This window comes from Bacillus cereus ATCC 14579, from assembly GCF_000007825.1.
Taxonomy (GTDB): Bacteria; Bacillota; Bacilli; order Bacillales; family Bacillaceae_G; genus Bacillus_A; species Bacillus_A cereus.
The window spans coordinates 90,001-106,766 of record NC_004722.1; the positions used below are offsets into that span (position 1 = coordinate 90,001).

Consider the following 16,766-nt stretch of genomic DNA (forward strand, 5'->3'; position numbering starts at 1 on the left):
CGTAGTCGAAACTTCGTTCTCTCTTGAATGTATCCTGAGTACGGCGGAACACGTGAAATTCCGTCGGAATCTGGGAGGACCATCTCCCAAGGCTAAATACTCCCTAGTGATCGATAGTGAACCAGTACCGTGAGGGAAAGGTGAAAAGCACCCCGGAAGGGGAGTGAAAGAGATCCTGAAACCGTGTGCCTACAAATAGTCAGAGCCCGTTAACGGGTGATGGCGTGCCTTTTGTAGAATGAACCGGCGAGTTACGATCCCGTGCGAGGTTAAGCTGAAGAGGCGGAGCCGCAGCGAAAGCGAGTCTGAATAGGGCGTTTAGTACGTGGTCGTAGACCCGAAACCAGGTGATCTACCCATGTCCAGGGTGAAGTTCAGGTAACACTGAATGGAGGCCCGAACCCACGCACGTTGAAAAGTGCGGGGATGAGGTGTGGGTAGCGGAGAAATTCCAATCGAACCTGGAGATAGCTGGTTCTCCCCGAAATAGCTTTAGGGCTAGCCTTAAGTGTAAGAGTCTTGGAGGTAGAGCACTGATTGGACTAGGGGTCCTCATCGGATTACCGAATTCAGTCAAACTCCGAATGCCAATGACTTATCCTTAGGAGTCAGACTGCGAGTGATAAGATCCGTAGTCAAAAGGGAAACAGCCCAGACCGCCAGCTAAGGTCCCAAAGTGTGTATTAAGTGGAAAAGGATGTGGAGTTGCTTAGACAACTAGGATGTTGGCTTAGAAGCAGCCACCATTTAAAGAGTGCGTAATAGCTCACTAGTCGAGTGACTCTGCGCCGAAAATGTACCGGGGCTAAATACACCACCGAAGCTGCGGATTGATACCAATGGTATCAGTGGTAGGGGAGCGTTCTAAGGACAGTGAAGTCAGACCGGAAGGACTGGTGGAGTGCTTAGAAGTGAGAATGCCGGTATGAGTAGCGAAAGACGGGTGAGAATCCCGTCCACCGAATGCCTAAGGTTTCCTGAGGAAGGCTCGTCCGCTCAGGGTTAGTCAGGACCTAAGCCGAGGCCGACAGGCGTAGGCGATGGACAACAGGTTGATATTCCTGTACCACCTCTTTATCGTTTGAGCAATGGAGGGACGCAGAAGGATAGAAGAAGCGTGCGATTGGTTGTGCACGTCCAAGCAGTTAGGCTGATAAGTAGGCAAATCCGCTTATCGTAAAGGCTGAGCTGTGATGGGGAAGCTCCTTATGGAGCGAAGTCTTTGATTCCCCGCTGCCAAGAAAAGCTTCTAGCGAGATAAAAGGTGCCTGTACCGCAAACCGACACAGGTAGGCGAGGAGAGAATCCTAAGGTGTGCGAGAGAACTCTGGTTAAGGAACTCGGCAAAATGACCCCGTAACTTCGGGAGAAGGGGTGCTTTCTTAACGGAAAGCCGCAGTGAATAGGCCCAAGCGACTGTTTAGCAAAAACACAGCTCTCTGCGAAGCCGTAAGGCGAAGTATAGGGGGTGACACCTGCCCGGTGCTGGAAGGTTAAGGAGAGGGGTTAGCGTAAGCGAAGCTCTGAACTGAAGCCCCAGTAAACGGCGGCCGTAACTATAACGGTCCTAAGGTAGCGAAATTCCTTGTCGGGTAAGTTCCGACCCGCACGAAAGGTGTAACGATTTGGGCACTGTCTCAACCAGAGACTCGGTGAAATTATAGTACCTGTGAAGATGCAGGTTACCCGCGACAGGACGGAAAGACCCCGTGGAGCTTTACTGTAGCCTGATATTGAATTTTGGTACAGTTTGTACAGGATAGGCGGGAGCCATTGAAACCGGAGCGCTAGCTTCGGTGGAGGCGCTGGTGGGATACCGCCCTGACTGTATTGAAATTCTAACCTACGGGTCTTATCGACCCGGGAGACAGTGTCAGGTGGGCAGTTTGACTGGGGCGGTCGCCTCCTAAAGTGTAACGGAGGCGCCCAAAGGTTCCCTCAGAATGGTTGGAAATCATTCGTAGAGTGCAAAGGCATAAGGGAGCTTGACTGCGAGACCTACAAGTCGAGCAGGGACGAAAGTCGGGCTTAGTGATCCGGTGGTTCCGCATGGAAGGGCCATCGCTCAACGGATAAAAGCTACCCCGGGGATAACAGGCTTATCTCCCCCAAGAGTCCACATCGACGGGGAGGTTTGGCACCTCGATGTCGGCTCATCGCATCCTGGGGCTGTAGTCGGTCCCAAGGGTTGGGCTGTTCGCCCATTAAAGCGGTACGCGAGCTGGGTTCAGAACGTCGTGAGACAGTTCGGTCCCTATCCGTCGTGGGCGTAGGAAATTTGAGAGGAGCTGTCCTTAGTACGAGAGGACCGGGATGGACGCACCGCTGGTGTACCAGTTGTTCTGCCAAGGGCATAGCTGGGTAGCTATGTGCGGAAGGGATAAGTGCTGAAAGCATCTAAGCATGAAGCCCCCCTCAAGATGAGATTTCCCATAGCGTAAGCTAGTAAGATCCCTGAAAGATGATCAGGTTGATAGGTTCGAGGTGGAAGCATGGTGACATGTGGAGCTGACGAATACTAATAGATCGAGGACTTAACCATATAATATGTAGCAATGTTATCTAGTTTTGAAGGAATATGCCTTCATAGTTTGGTGATGATGGCAGAGAGGTCACACCCGTTCCCATACCGAACACGGAAGTTAAGCTCTCTAGCGCCGATGGTAGTTGGGACCTTGTCCCTGTGAGAGTAGGACGTCGCCAAGCAACTAAACACGAGTCAAATGACTCGTGTTTTTTCGTGTTTTCTTTTATAATCCATAGTAATTAAAAAAATATGCTTAAATAATTACTATTTTGATTAAATGCAGGGGAATGTGGCTAGGATAGTGAATAAGCAAAAGAGTTGCAAATTTTATTAATACGTATATAATTAAAGTCAAAGATAGTCAAAGTCAATAAAGGTGGCGGATAAATGAGAAATATATCTGATATCATTGAGCAATATCTAAAGCAAGTTATTGACTTAAGTAATAATAATGTGATTGAAATCAAAAGAAATGAGATTGCGGATCGATTCGAGTGCGTACCATCTCAAATCAATTATGTAATCAATACCCGTTTTACATTAGAAAGAGGATTTGTAGTAGAAAGTAAACGTGGTGGAGGAGGTTACATTCGCATTATAAAAGTCAAACTGCATGATGATATAGACATTATTGATCAAATGCTTCATATGATTGATCATAGCGTTGCACAAGGGAATGCAGAGAGTATGATTATACGTTTATTAGAAGAGGGAATCATAACAGGCCGTGAAGCAAAATTAATGTTAAGTGTACTAGATCGTTCTGTATTATCAATGGATATTCCTTCTCGAGATGAACTTAGGGCTCGAATATTATGCGCAATGTTAAGAACACTGAAATATAAATAAATACAGCTTTTGTAAAAGAATGATAATTAAGATAGGGCAGTTAAATATTGTAGAAGTTTTGAAAAAGAGCATGTACTTTTATCTGAGTGGATTAAGGAAAGAGGACAATCTAGTAATGTATGAAAAGTATCATGAGGTAGATCGTTCCTGTTGTAAAGGTGGGGATATTGATGACTTGTCAAAACTGTAATATAAGACCAGCAACTTTACATTATACAAAAGTAATCAACGAGAAGAAGGCGGAAGTTCATCTTTGTGAGCAATGTGCGGAGCAAAGTGGCTATACGTCTTTCTTTCAATCATCACAGTCTAACTTTTCATTTCATGATGTATTTGCTGGTTTATTACACGGTGAATCAACAATGTTTGGAGAAGGAAAAAACGGGTTTTCAAATACAAATACAGTAAGATGTCCAGATTGTAAGATGACATATGAACATTTTACAAAAGTGGGACGCTTTGGTTGTGCTTCTTGTTACGATACATTTAAAGGACACTTAAACCCATTGTTAAAGCGACTTCATGGTGGACATACAGAACATTGTGGAAAAATTCCGGAACGAATGGAAGGAAATATCCACTTAAAGAAAGAATTAGATGAACTAAAACTTATTCTGAAACAATATGTACAGAATGAGGAGTTTGAGAAAGCTGCTGAGGTAAGAGATGAAATTCGAGGGCTTGAAACTCAGCTTAGTGAGCATAGAGAGGGGGAGTAGTTCTATGTCACTGGACAAAATTATGAATGAAGCGATTAGTCCATGGATGAAGGGGGATGGCCCTGATTCTGATATTGTTTTAAGTAGTCGAATTCGTTTGGCTCGTAATTTTAAGCAATATCAATTTTCTACTATGCAAAACGAAGAGGAAGCTCAAAAGGTTCAAGAATTATTTAAAAAGAAATTTATAAATAAAGCGGTAGAGCCCTTTGGGAAGTTTGGACTATTAAAAATGAATGAACTAACTCCTCTTCAAAGGAGAGTTTTAGTCGAAAAGCATTTAATTAGTCCAAATCTAGCAGGGACCGAATATGGAGCATGTCTGTTATCAGAAAGCGAACACATTAGTGTGATGCTTAATGAGGAAGACCACATTAGGATTCAGTGCCTATTTCCAGGACTACAGTTATCAAAGGCGCTTCAAAGCGCCAATCAAATAGATAATTGGATTGAGAAAGAGGTTGAATATGCTTTTGATGAATCACTTGGATATATTACGAGTTGTCCTACTAACGTTGGTACAGGATTAAGAGCTTCTGTAATGATTCATTTACCAGGGCTGGTTTTAACAAAAAGAATTAGCCGTATTATACAAGTAATTCAAAAATTAGGTTTAGTAGTAAGAGGAATATACGGTGAAGGTAGCGAAGCGTTAGGTAATATATTTCAAGTATCAAATCAAATGACGTTAGGGAAATCCGAAGAAGATATTATTGCAGATTTAAAGAGTGTCATGCAGCAAATTATACAACAAGAAAAATTGGCCAGAGAATTAATTGTACAAAATTCGAGCATTGAGCTTGAAGATAAGGTTTATCGTTCTTACGGTATACTAGCAAACAGTCGTTTAATTCAATCTGCAGAAGCGGCAACTTGCTTATCGGATGTACGACTCGGTATTGATCTAGGATATATAAAAGGTATATCGAGAAATATTTTGACTGAGCTAATGGTTCTTACGCAACCTGGTATTTTACAACAATATGCAGGAGGACCTTTAGGACCAGAAGAAAGAGATTATCGAAGAGCAACCTTAATCCGTGAGCGATTACGTATTGAAAAAAACTAAGCGCAAGTAGGAGGCGATTTCTATGATGTTTGGAAGATTTACAGAAAGAGCACAGAAAGTATTAGCTTTATCTCAAGAGGAAGCAATTCGCATTGGGCATAATAACATTGGAACAGAACATATTTTACTTGGGCTTGTACGCGAAGGTGAAGGAATTGCAGCAAAAGCGTTAATTGCTCTTGGATTGAGCCCGGAGAAAGTGCAAAAAGAGGTAGAAGCGTTAATTGGACGTGGAACAGAAGCTTCTCAAACTGTACATTATACACCTCGTGCTAAAAAAGTTATTGAATTGTCTATGGATGAAGCGCGTAAGCTAGGACATTCTTACGTTGGAACAGAACATATTTTACTTGGCTTAATCCGTGAAGGTGAAGGTGTAGCGGCACGTGTATTAAATAATTTAGGTGTAAGCCTCAACAAAGCAAGACAACAAGTGTTACAACTTCTTGGAAGTAACGAAGCAAGTTCAGGTCATCAAGGTGGTTCATCGACAAATGCAAATACACCGACACTAGACAGTTTAGCGCGCGACTTAACAGTTGTTGCACGTGAGAATCGTTTGGATCCTGTTATTGGACGTAGTAAAGAAATTCAACGTGTAATTGAAGTGTTAAGCCGTAGAACAAAAAACAATCCAGTGTTAATTGGAGAGCCTGGTGTAGGTAAAACAGCAATTGCTGAAGGGTTAGCACAGCAAATCGTAAATAATGAAGTTCCTGAAACGTTAAGAGATAAGCGTGTTATGACACTAGATATGGGAACAGTGGTAGCTGGGACGAAATATCGTGGTGAGTTTGAAGATCGTTTAAAGAAAGTAATGGATGAAATACGTCAAGCAGGGAATATTATTCTATTTATTGATGAACTTCATACATTAATCGGTGCAGGTGGAGCAGAAGGTGCAATCGATGCATCGAATATTTTAAAACCATCTTTAGCACGCGGAGAATTACAATGTATTGGTGCGACAACTTTAGATGAGTATCGTAAATATATTGAAAAGGATGCAGCTTTAGAGAGACGTTTCCAGCCAATTCATGTTGATGAGCCGAGTCTAGAAGAATCAACTCAAATCTTGAAAGGGTTACGCGATCGTTATGAGGCGCATCACCGTGTGTCTATTACAGATGATGCAATTGATGCAGCTGTAAAACTTTCAGATCGTTATATTACGGATCGTTTCTTACCAGATAAAGCAATTGATTTAATTGATGAAGCTGCTTCAAAAGTTCGCTTGCGTTCTTATACAACACCACCAAACTTAAAAGAGCTTGAAGTGAAGCTTGAGGAAATTCGAAAAGAAAAAGATGCGGCTGTACAAAGTCAAGAGTTTGAAAAGGCTGCTTCCTTACGTGATATGGAACAACGCTTACGTGAGAAATTGGAAGATACAAAACGTCAGTGGAAAGAACAACAAGGAAAAGAAAATTCAGAGGTTACGGTAGAAGATATTGCAAATGTCGTTTCTACATGGACACGTATCCCTGTTTCTAAACTTGCACAAACAGAGACTGATAAATTATTAAACTTAGAATCCATTCTTCATGATCGTGTCATCGGTCAGGATGAAGCTGTAGTGGCTGTAGCGAAAGCTGTTCGTCGTGCAAGAGCAGGATTGAAAGATCCGAAACGTCCAATTGGTTCATTTATTTTCTTAGGGCCAACAGGTGTAGGTAAAACAGAATTAGCAAGAGCATTGGCAGAATCTATGTTCGGTGATGAGGATGCAATGATTCGCATTGATATGTCTGAGTATATGGAGAAACATTCAACTTCTCGCTTAGTTGGTTCTCCTCCAGGATATGTTGGGTATGAAGAAGGCGGACAATTAACAGAGAAGGTTCGTCGTAAGCCTTATTCAGTTGTCCTATTAGATGAAGTAGAGAAGGCACATCCTGATGTATTTAATATTCTACTACAGGTATTGGAAGATGGTCGTTTAACTGATTCTAAAGGACGTACAGTTGATTTCCGTAATACGATTGTTATTATGACGTCTAACGTTGGTGCTGAGGCGTTAAAACGTAACAAACATCTTGGATTTAACGTACAAGATGAAAGCCGTGATTATTCGGATATGAAAGGTAAAGTAATGGATGAGCTGAAAAAGGCATTTCGTCCAGAATTCTTAAACCGTATTGATGAAATTATCGTATTCCATATGCTTGAGAAAAAACATATTCAAGAAATTGTGACTCTTATGGTAAATCAGTTAGTGAATCGCTTAAAAGAACAAGAAATTGAATTGCACTTAACAGAAGGAGCGATTGCAGCTATTGCTGATAAAGGGTTTGATCGTGAATATGGTGCTCGTCCACTACGTAGAGCAATTCAGAAGCATGTAGAAGATAGACTATCGGAAGAACTTTTAAAAGGTGCTATTGAGAAAGGTCAAAAAGTTATCTTTGATGTAGAAGGGGAAACATTTGTCATTCATAGTGCTGAAAAGGTAAAATAAGTATAGACAAACTAAGAGGGCTACGAGATAGCCCTCTTTCTTGTACGAGAAGGTCAAATGTTTATAGATGAAAGCGAAGTGAAATATAAAAAGATATGGCTAAAAAGAAAACAAAATTCACATGTCAAGAGTGTGGTTATCAATCACCAAAATATATGGGTAAATGTCCAGGGTGTGGTCAATGGAATTCGCTTGTTGAAGAGATGGAACCCGTTGTATCATCCAGACGCCTAAATTATGCAAATGCAATTCAAACAGAAGTAACAAAACCAAGACGTCTTACAGAAGTAGAAACAAAGTCTGAGGCACGTATTGAAACGAAATTTCAAGAGTTTAACCGTGTACTAGGTGGCGGAATTGTAGATGGATCTTTAGTACTTATTGGTGGGGACCCTGGGATTGGAAAATCAACGTTATTATTACAGATTTCCTCGCAATTAGCAGATGCTTCATATGATGTATTGTATATATCGGGTGAGGAGTCAGCAAAGCAGATTAAACTTCGTGCAGATCGTTTACATGTAAATGGTAGTAATCTATTTGTTGTATCAGAGACAGATTTACAGCGTATTGCAGCACATATTGAAGAGATGAATCCTGCTTTTGTTGTTATTGATTCTATTCAAACGATACATTTACCTGAGGTGACATCAGCTCCTGGTAGTGTGGCGCAAGTACGTGAATGTACAGCAGAATTAATGAAACTTGCAAAAACAAAGGGAATCCCAATTTTCATCGTAGGACATGTGACAAAAGAAGGTGCAATTGCGGGACCGCGTATGCTAGAACATATGGTCGATGCAGTTCTTTACTTTGAAGGAGATCGACACCATACATATCGTATTTTACGAGCTGTAAAGAATCGTTTTGGTTCTACGAATGAAATGGGTATCTTTGAAATGAAAGAACTTGGCCTTGCAGAAGTCTTAAATCCTTCTGAAATTTTCCTTGAGGAAAGACCAGTTGGAGTTGCAGGTTCAACAGTAGTTGCCTCAATGGAAGGAACAAGACCAGTTTTAGTAGAAATACAGGCATTAATTTCCCCTACTAGTTTTGGAAATCCTCGAAGAATGGCGACAGGAATTGATCATAATCGTGTCTCGCTTATTATGGCGGTACTAGAGAAAAGAACAGGTTTACTATTACAAAATCAAGATGCGTATTTAAAAGTAGCTGGTGGTTTGAAATTAGACGAACCGGCAATTGATTTAGCTGTCGCCTTAAGTATAGCTTCAAGTTTTAGAGATAAATCTACGGCACCAACTGATGCGGTAATAGGAGAAGTTGGATTAACTGGAGAAATAAGAAGAGTATCAAGAATTGAACAACGTGTACAAGAAGCAGCTAAATTAGGATTTCAACGTGCTATCATTCCTAGAAAAAATTTAGGGGGATGGACAATTCCAGAGGGGATTGAGGTTGTAGGTGTTTCTAATTTGGGAGAAGCGCTTCGTTTGACATTAGGAGGCTAGGCTATGGAAGAAAATAAGCAACGTGTCAAAAGTATGATTAACATTTTACAGCTCGTGGCCCCAGGAACACCACTGCGCGAAGGGATAGATAATGTACTTCGCGCACAAACGGGGGGACTAATTGTTCTTGGGTATAATGAGCAGATTAAAAGCATTGTTGATGGTGGTTTTCATATTAATTGCGCATTCTCTCCTGCTAGTTTATATGAATTAGCAAAAATGGATGGAGCACTTATTTTAAATGAAACTGGAAGTAAAATTTTAATTGCAAACGCACAGTTAGTTCCAGATTCATCTATTGATTCTATTGAAACAGGTATGCGTCACCGAACAGCAGAGCGTGTAGCAAAGCAGACGGGCAGCCTTGTTGTGGCCATTTCACAAAGACGTAATGTAATTACGCTATATCAAGGGAACTTACGTTATACATTAAAAGATATAGGTGTCATTTTAACGAAGGCAAATCAAGCAATTCAAACGCTAGAAAAATATAAGGCTGTATGGAATGACGGCATTACGAATTTGGGTATTCTAGAATTTGAAGAGGTCGTTACAATGTCCGAGGTGGTTCACGTTTTACATAGTGTTGAAATGGTGCTGCGTATTAAAAATGAAATATTGAGCTATATTCATGAGTTAGGAACAGAAGGTAGGTTAATTCGTTTACAGCTTACAGAATTACTAGCTGATTTAGAGGCAGAGGCAGCATTGTTAATTAAAGATTATCACCAGGAGAAAACACAAGACCATCATCAAATCTTGAAAAAGTTACAAGATCTTGCAAATACACAACTTTTAGAGGATAGTGATTTAGTTAAATTGCTTGGCTATCCAGGACAAACAAGTTTAGAAGAAAGTGTGACACCTAGAGGGTACCGAATCACAAGCAAGATTTCTCGTGTTCCACCACTTATTATCGAGAATTTAATTAATCGATTTAAAACATTGCAAGGTGTTTGCCGAGCAACTATTAATGAATTGGATGATGTGGAAGGAATTGGAGAAGTGAGAGCGAAGAAAATACGAGAAGGTCTAAAAAGAATTCAAGAGCATCTCTATATGAGTAGACACAATTAAGAATATTACATTGATTCTATAATATAACGACACTAGAACATTTTTGGTATATGATATGATATATTGGTAAATAAAACTATTTACAAAAAAACACGTCCGCTTTTGCATTCGGCGTTTTGATTAGCGAAACAATGGTTAATAATGAGTAGGAGGTGGTTGGATGTTAAAACGGATTGTACAGCTCTTCTTTTTAGTGATCGGGGGAGCGTTAGGGATTTACTTAATCCCAAAAATTATTAATGTATTAGATATCGGTGCGGTTCCTTTGTTGGAAGGATCGTATGTTCGTGCAATTATTGGTGCAATTATTTTATTTTTAACAACATTTTGGCTTGTAGATTATATTGTTCAACTTATTAAGCATATTGAAGAGGCTCTTGTAAAGGCGCCTGTAGCAGATGTTTTATTTGGTACATTAGGATTAATCTCTGGTCTTATTGTTGCATATTTAATTTTGATACCAATTCGTGAATTTACAATTCCAGTTATTAGTACGGTGTTGCAAGTGTTCTTCACCCTTTTACTTGGATATTTAGGATTCCAAGTAGGATTTAAAAAGAGGAATGAATTGCTAGGATTATTTACATTACCCCAACGCGGAGGTAAGAAGAAAAACAATAGTGAGAATGAAGAGGTAGAGGTCGAAGCAGAAAAATCTACGACTCATTGGAAAATTCTCGATACGAGTGTAATTATTGACGGACGTATTGCAGATATTTGCCAAACAAAGTTTTTAGAAGGAACAATTGTCATTCCGCAATTCGTATTAGAAGAGCTTCAGCATATTGCCGATTCTTCAGATGCTTTAAAGCGTAATCGTGGCCGCAGAGGGCTAGACATTTTAAATCGTATTCAAAAGGAGATGCCAATTCCGGTAGAAATTTATGAAGGCGATTTCGATGATATCCAAGAAGTAGATAGCAAGCTTGTAAAGTTGGCAAAAATCACTGGTGGAACTGTAGTAACAAACGATTTCAATTTAAACAAAGTTTCTGAATTACAAGGGGTTACGGTGTTAAACATTAATGATTTAGCTAATGCGATTAAACCAGTCGTACTCCCTGGTGAAGAATTAAGTGTTTATGTTGTGAAAGATGGTAAAGAACAAAATCAAGGTGTTGCATACTTAGATGATGGTACGATGATTGTAGTAGAAGATGGTAGAGAGTATGTGGGTTCACAACTTGACGTACTTGTTACTAGCGTATTACAAACATCGGCTGGTCGTATGATTTTCGCAAAACGTAAATTGCTAGAAAAAGCATTATAAGTAGAGGATTATTAATATGTATACATTAATTATTCCGGCAGCGGGCCAAGGAAAACGAATGGGTGCTGGTAAAAATAAGTTATTTTTACTTATAGATGAAGTACCAATTATTGTGCACACATTGCGTGCTTTTGAAAAAGATAAAGCGTGCAAAAGTATTATTATGGCAATTAACGAAGAAGAACGCCCGTATTTTGAAGAGTTAATGCAGAAGTACCAGATTGAAAAGCACGTACAATTCATTCAGGGTGGAGCCGAAAGACAAGATAGCGTCTATAACGCACTTCAGTATGCGAGTGGTGTCGAATATGTTCTTGTGCATGACGGGGCGCGCCCGTTCGTAACGAATAAAGTGATTCGCGATGTATTAACTGCAGCAGAAAAATATGGAGCTTCCATTTGTGCAGTGCCAGTAAAAGATACTGTTAAGAAAGTAGAGCAGGGTGTTGTTGTAGAAACGGTAGAGCGATCTCAACTTAACGCTGTACAAACACCACAAGGATTCTCTGTTTCTCTTTTGCTAGAAGCTCATAGAAGCGCAAAGCAAAGTTGTTTTCTTGGCACAGATGATGCAAGTCTTGTAGAACGTGTTGGGAAGCAAGTAGGTGTAGTAGAGGGGAGTTACTATAATATTAAAGTGACGACTCCGGAAGATCTATTAATTGCTGAAAGTTTCCTACGTGTTCAAAAGAAATAACATTGATGACGTGTTAATAAAGAAAAGCTCGGCAACAGCCGGGCTTTTCTTTATAAGGATAGCGATATAATATAGAGTCATAAAGCTCAGTAGTTTAGCTTAAGGAGGAAGTAAGGATGTTTCGAATTGGACAAGGTTTTGATGTACATGAATTTGCGGAAGGGCGCCCGTTGATTATCGGTGGAATTACAATTCCACACGAGAAAGGATTAATCGGCCATTCAGATGCAGATGTATTGTTACATACGATTGCTGATGCATGTTTAGGTGCGATTGCAGCAGGAGATATCGGAAAGCATTTTCCTGATACAGACCCAGCTTTTAAAGATGCAGATTCAGCTGTATTGTTACAAAAAGTTTGGGAATTTGTGCGTGAACAAGGTTACGAGTTAGGAAATTTAGATTGTACAATTATTGCTCAAAAACCAAAAATGGCACCACATATTGAGAGTATGCGTAAGCGCATTAGTGAACTGTTAGAAACGTCTATCGATAACATTAATGTAAAGGCAACAACAACAGAAAAATTAGGATTTACAGGTAGAGAAGAAGGGATTGCTTCTCAAGCGGTTGTTTTATTACAGAAAAAATAATGGTTTTTAATTCGTAAGATGGATAATCACATTTTTTTGGTGTACAATTATAGAATGTGTTGACATTAAGAATGGAAGGTGTACCAATTATGGAAAAGCAAGTGAGAGTGCGCTACGCGCCAAGTCCAACAGGACACTTACATATCGGAAATGCGCGTACGGCATTATTTAATTATTTATTTGCTCGTCATTTAGATGGCAAATTTATTATTCGTATTGAAGATACTGATGTAAAACGTAACGTGGCTGGTGGAGAAGAAAGCCAATTAAAATACTTGAAATGGCTCGGTATGGACTGGGATGAAGGTGTTGATGTTGGTGGTGAATTTGGACCATATCGCCAAACAGAGCGTTTAGATATTTATAAAAAATTATATGAAGATTTATTAGAGCGTGGTCTAGCTTATAAATGTTATATGACAGAAGAAGAGCTAGAAGCAGAGCGTGAAGGACAAATCGCTCGCGGTGAAACACCTCGTTACGCATGTAACCACCGTGAATTAACTGAAGAACAAGTGAAAGAATTTGAAGCTGAGGGACGTATTCCAAGTATTCGTTTCCGTGTACCAGCTAATCGTGACTACACATTCAAAGATATTGTAAAAGATGAAGTTGCGTTCCATTCAAATGATTTCGGTGATTTTGTTATTGTGAAAAAGGATGGAATTCCAACTTATAACTTTGCAGTAGCAGTAGATGATCATCTAATGGAAATTACACATGTACTTCGTGGTGATGATCATATTTCAAATACACCGAAACAAATGATGATTTATGAAGCTTTCGGCTGGGATATTCCACAATTCGGTCATATGACTCTAATTGTTAATGAAAGTCGTAAAAAGTTAAGTAAGCGTGATGAATCTATTATTCAATTTATTGAGCAATATAAAGAGCTTGGGTATCTTCCAGAAGCAATCTTTAACTTTATTGCACTACTAGGTTGGTCTCCGGTAGGAGAAGAAGAAATCTTCTCTAAAGATGAGTTTATCAAAATGTTCGATGCAGCTCGTTTATCAAAATCACCTGCATTATTTGATTCTCAAAAACTAAAATGGATGAACAACCAGTATATGAAAAAGCAAGATTTAGATACGGTTGTAGAGTTAAGCTTACCGCATTTAGTGAAAGCTGGACGTGTGGGAGAAACTTTAAGCGAACAAGACCAAGCTTGGATTCGTGATGTAATTGCTTTATACCATGAACAAATGAGTTTTGGAGCTGAAATTGTAGAGCTTTCTGAAATGTTCTTTAAAGATCATGTTGATTATGAAGAAGAAGGACAAGAAGTATTAAATGGTGAACAAGTACCTGAAGTACTTCGTGCATTTGCTGGTCAAATAGAAGCTCTAGAAGTAATGGAGCCAGCAGCAATTAAGGCAGCGATTAAAGCAGTTCAAAAGGAAACAGGACATAAAGGTAAAAATTTATTTATGCCAATCCGTGTTGCAACTACAGGACAAACGCATGGTCCAGAGCTTCCGAATGCTATTGCACTTCTTGGAAAAGAAAAAGTTTTAAATCGTCTTCAAAAAGTAATTGGTTAACATTTTCTAGGTTTAGAAATATAATAAGTATACCTAAAACCTAATAAGGAAAAGCGACGAGAAGGAGAAGTAGAAAATCAGGCTTTTTACAGAGAGAACCACCTTTAGGCTGGGAGTGGTTTATAAGCGGATTTTTGAAATGCCCCTTCGAGTCTTCTGCTGAACAGCGAATTGCTTCGTGGGATGTCTTAGGCCGCAAAGTAAGCAGAAGCGGTTTACACCGTTATCATGGATGAGTTTGAGGCTTTTTTAAGCCTAAACAGAGTGGAACCGCGCTTAAAAGGCGTCTCTGTCAATATGACAGAGACGCCTTTTTTTTATACCGTGTAAATAGGTATGACTATAGAATTTATCTCCTTATATAAAGAATTATGGGAGAAGTGATGAGTTAGGGGAGTTAGTTCGCTCGACAAAAAAGCAGCCCATAAAGGGGAGGGAACACCGATGTTTAAGAGGCTTCGGGAAGATATTGAAGTCGTTTTTGAACAGGATCCAGCGGCAAGAGGTTATTTCGAAGTCATTTTAACTTACTCTGGATTACATGCAGTTTGGGCCCATCGAATTGCACATGCTTTTTATAAAAAAAATTTTTTCTTTCTTGCACGTTTTGTTTCACAAGTGAGCCGCTTTTTTACTGGCATTGAGATCCATCCAGGAGCAACAATTGGTCGACGTTTTTTCATAGATCATGGAATGGGAGTTGTAATCGGAGAAACTTGTGAAATTGGTGATAATGTAACGATTTATCAAGGGGTTACATTAGGTGGTACAGGAAAAGAAAAAGGAAAGAGGCATCCAACAATTCAGGATAATGTATTAATTGCGACGGGTGCTAAAGTTCTTGGTTCTATTACTGTGGGAGAGAATTCTAAAATCGGAGCAGGGTCCGTCGTATTAAAAGAAGTTCCTGCACATTCTACAGTTGTAGGTATACCTGGCCGTGTCGTTATTCAAAATGGAGTAAAGATTGGTCAAGAATTAAATCACTCTGACCTTCCGGATCCGATTTTTGATAAATTAAAGGCTATGGAAGTAGAACTTGATAAATTGAAGAAACAATTGGAATTAAAGGTAGAAAGGAAGGATAAAAATGACTATTCACATTTATAATACGTTAACACGTCAAAAAGAAGAGTTTGTTCCATTAGAAGAAAATAAGGTAAAGATGTATGTATGCGGACCTACAGTTTATAACTACATTCATATTGGGAATGCAAGGCCTCCTATGGTATTCGATACAGTGCGTCGTTATTTAGAATACAAAGGATACGATGTGCAATATGTATCTAACTTTACGGATGTAGATGATAAATTAATTAAAGCGGCAAATGAATTGGGTGAAGATGTACCGACAATTGCTGATCGTTTTGTTGAAGCGTACTTTGAAGATGTAACAGCACTAGGTTGCAAACACGCAACAGTTCATCCTCGTGTAACAGAAAATATGGATATCATTATTGAATTTATTCAAGAACTTGTGAATAAAGGGTATGCATATGAATCAGAGGGTGATGTGTACTTTAAGACGAAGGAATTCGAAGGTTACGGTAAATTATCACATCAACCAATCGCAGATTTACGTCACGGTGCTCGTATTGAGGTAGGGGAAAAGAAACAAGATCCTCTTGATTTTGCTTTATGGAAAGCTGCGAAAGAAGGAGAAATCTTCTGGGAAAGCCCTTGGGGGCAAGGACGTCCAGGATGGCATATTGAATGCTCAGCAATGGCGCGTAAGTACTTAGGGGATACAATTGACATTCATGCTGGTGGTCAAGACTTGGCTTTCCCACATCATGAAAATGAAATTGCGCAGTCAGAGGCATTGACTGGAAAAACGTTTGCACGTTACTGGATGCATAATGGATATATTAATATTAACAATGAGAAGATGTCTAAATCGCTTGGTAACTTTATTTTAGTTCACGATATTATTAAGCAATACGACCCGCAGTTAATTAGATTCTTTATGTTATCAGTACACTATCGTCACCCGATTAACTTTAGTGAAGAGTTATTACAAAGTACGAATAATGGACTGGAAAGAATTAAAACAGCTTATGGAAACTTAAAGCATCGTATGGAGAGTAGTACGGATTTAACGGACCATAATGAGAAATGGTTAGCTGAAATAGAGAAATTCCAGACTGCATTTGAAGAGGCAATGAATGATGACTTTAACACTGCAAATGCAATTACCGAATTATACAACGTAGCAAATCATGCAAATCAATATTTACTTGAAGAGCATACATCTAAAGTTGTGATTGAAGCATACGTAAAACAACTGGAAACGTTATTTGATATTTTGGGATTAGAATTATCAAAAGAAGAATTACTGGATGAAGAAATTGAAGAGCTTATCCAAAAGCGCATTGAAGCTCGTAAAAATCGTGATTTTGCATTGTCTGATCAAATTCGTGACGATTTAAAAGAACGTAATATTATTTTAGAAGATACCGCTCAAGGTACAAGATGGAAAAGAGGATAA

12 protein-coding genes, 2 rRNA genes and 1 other annotated feature (1 of these 15 running past the window's edge) are annotated in these 16,766 nt (G+C 39.4%); all 14 genes read left to right on the top strand.

Features of this window, described 5'->3' with window-relative positions; translation table 11 throughout:
- A 23S ribosomal RNA gene (locus BC_RS00500) occupies positions 1-2,542 on the top strand; it begins 380 nt to the left of the window's first position.
- 48 nt (positions 2,543-2,590) lie between these two features.
- Positions 2,591-2,706, top strand: a 5S ribosomal RNA gene (gene rrf, locus BC_RS00505).
- Between the two features lie 208 nt (positions 2,707-2,914).
- Positions 2,915-3,376, top strand: coding sequence for a transcriptional regulator CtsR (gene ctsR, locus BC_RS00510; protein WP_001244565.1), 462 nt, complete (start codon positions 2,915-2,917; stop codon positions 3,374-3,376).
- Between the two features lie 170 nt (positions 3,377-3,546).
- The gene (locus BC_RS00515; protein ID WP_000128399.1) at positions 3,547-4,095 is read left to right on the top strand and encodes a UvrB/UvrC motif-containing protein; all 549 of its coding nucleotides are present in this window, start codon (positions 3,547-3,549) and stop codon (positions 4,093-4,095) included.
- Between the two features lie 4 nt (positions 4,096-4,099).
- On the top strand, positions 4,100-5,164 hold the full coding sequence (locus BC_RS00520) for a protein arginine kinase (RefSeq protein ID WP_000050842.1): 1,065 nt from the start codon (positions 4,100-4,102) through the stop codon (positions 5,162-5,164).
- Between the two features lie 22 nt (positions 5,165-5,186).
- On the top strand, positions 5,187-7,622 hold the full coding sequence (gene clpC / locus BC_RS00525) for an ATP-dependent protease ATP-binding subunit ClpC (protein ID WP_000971183.1): 2,436 nt from the start codon (positions 5,187-5,189) through the stop codon (positions 7,620-7,622).
- Positions 7,623-7,717: 95 nt separating this feature from the next.
- Complete coding sequence (gene radA, locus BC_RS00530) at positions 7,718-9,094, top strand: DNA repair protein RadA (protein ID WP_001085202.1); 1,377 nt, start codon at positions 7,718-7,720, stop codon at positions 9,092-9,094.
- Positions 9,095-9,097: 3 nt separating this feature from the next.
- Entirely contained in the window at positions 9,098-10,171 is a 1,074-nt protein-coding gene (gene disA, locus BC_RS00535) for a DNA integrity scanning diadenylate cyclase DisA (RefSeq protein ID WP_000392163.1), read from the top strand.
- 160 nt (positions 10,172-10,331) lie between these two features.
- A complete protein-coding gene (locus BC_RS00540; protein ID WP_000919677.1) occupies positions 10,332-11,441 on the top strand; it encodes a PIN/TRAM domain-containing protein in 1,110 nt (369 codons plus the stop codon).
- A gap of 16 nt (positions 11,442-11,457) precedes the next feature.
- Positions 11,458-12,138 carry a 2-C-methyl-D-erythritol 4-phosphate cytidylyltransferase gene (ispD, locus tag BC_RS00545; protein WP_000288284.1) on the top strand — a complete coding sequence of 227 codons (681 nt, stop codon included), beginning with the start codon at positions 11,458-11,460 and terminating at the stop codon, positions 12,136-12,138.
- Between the two features lie 116 nt (positions 12,139-12,254).
- Positions 12,255-12,731 carry a 2-C-methyl-D-erythritol 2,4-cyclodiphosphate synthase gene (ispF, locus tag BC_RS00550; protein ID WP_000488386.1) on the top strand — a complete coding sequence of 159 codons (477 nt, stop codon included), beginning with the start codon at positions 12,255-12,257 and terminating at the stop codon, positions 12,729-12,731.
- Positions 12,732-12,820: 89 nt separating this feature from the next.
- Complete coding sequence (gene gltX, locus BC_RS00555; protein ID WP_000415140.1) at positions 12,821-14,278, top strand: glutamate--tRNA ligase; 1,458 nt, start codon at positions 12,821-12,823, stop codon at positions 14,276-14,278.
- A gap of 47 nt (positions 14,279-14,325) precedes the next feature.
- Positions 14,326-14,572, top strand: a binding site (T-box leader).
- 150 nt (positions 14,573-14,722) lie between these two features.
- A complete protein-coding gene (gene cysE, locus BC_RS00560) occupies positions 14,723-15,388 on the top strand; it encodes a serine O-acetyltransferase (protein WP_000476494.1) in 666 nt (221 codons plus the stop codon).
- Positions 15,369-16,766: a cysteine--tRNA ligase gene (gene cysS, locus BC_RS00565; protein WP_000152276.1), complete on the top strand. Its 1,398-nt coding sequence runs from the start codon at positions 15,369-15,371 to the stop codon at positions 16,764-16,766. Before cysE ends, cysS begins: the two co-directional genes overlap by 20 nt.

Bases quoted from the DNA above. Each gene is read 5' to 3' on its own strand.
- ctsR (WP_001244565.1), top strand. From the start codon at position 2,915: ATGAGAAATATATCTGATATCATTGAGCAATATCTAAAGCAAGTTATT.
- BC_RS00515 (WP_000128399.1), top strand. From the start codon at position 3,547: ATGACTTGTCAAAACTGTAATATAAGACCAGCAACTTTACATTATACA.
- BC_RS00520 (WP_000050842.1), top strand. From the start codon at position 4,100: ATGTCACTGGACAAAATTATGAATGAAGCGATTAGTCCATGGATGAAG.
- clpC (WP_000971183.1), top strand. From the start codon at position 5,187: ATGATGTTTGGAAGATTTACAGAAAGAGCACAGAAAGTATTAGCTTTA.
- radA (WP_001085202.1), top strand. From the start codon at position 7,718: ATGGCTAAAAAGAAAACAAAATTCACATGTCAAGAGTGTGGTTATCAA.
- disA (WP_000392163.1), top strand. From the start codon at position 9,098: ATGGAAGAAAATAAGCAACGTGTCAAAAGTATGATTAACATTTTACAG.
- BC_RS00540 (WP_000919677.1), top strand. From the start codon at position 10,332: ATGTTAAAACGGATTGTACAGCTCTTCTTTTTAGTGATCGGGGGAGCG.
- ispD (WP_000288284.1), top strand. From the start codon at position 11,458: ATGTATACATTAATTATTCCGGCAGCGGGCCAAGGAAAACGAATGGGT.
- ispF (WP_000488386.1), top strand. From the start codon at position 12,255: ATGTTTCGAATTGGACAAGGTTTTGATGTACATGAATTTGCGGAAGGG.
- gltX (WP_000415140.1), top strand. From the start codon at position 12,821: ATGGAAAAGCAAGTGAGAGTGCGCTACGCGCCAAGTCCAACAGGACAC.
- cysE (WP_000476494.1), top strand. From the start codon at position 14,723: ATGTTTAAGAGGCTTCGGGAAGATATTGAAGTCGTTTTTGAACAGGAT.
- cysS (WP_000152276.1), top strand. From the start codon at position 15,369: ATGACTATTCACATTTATAATACGTTAACACGTCAAAAAGAAGAGTTT.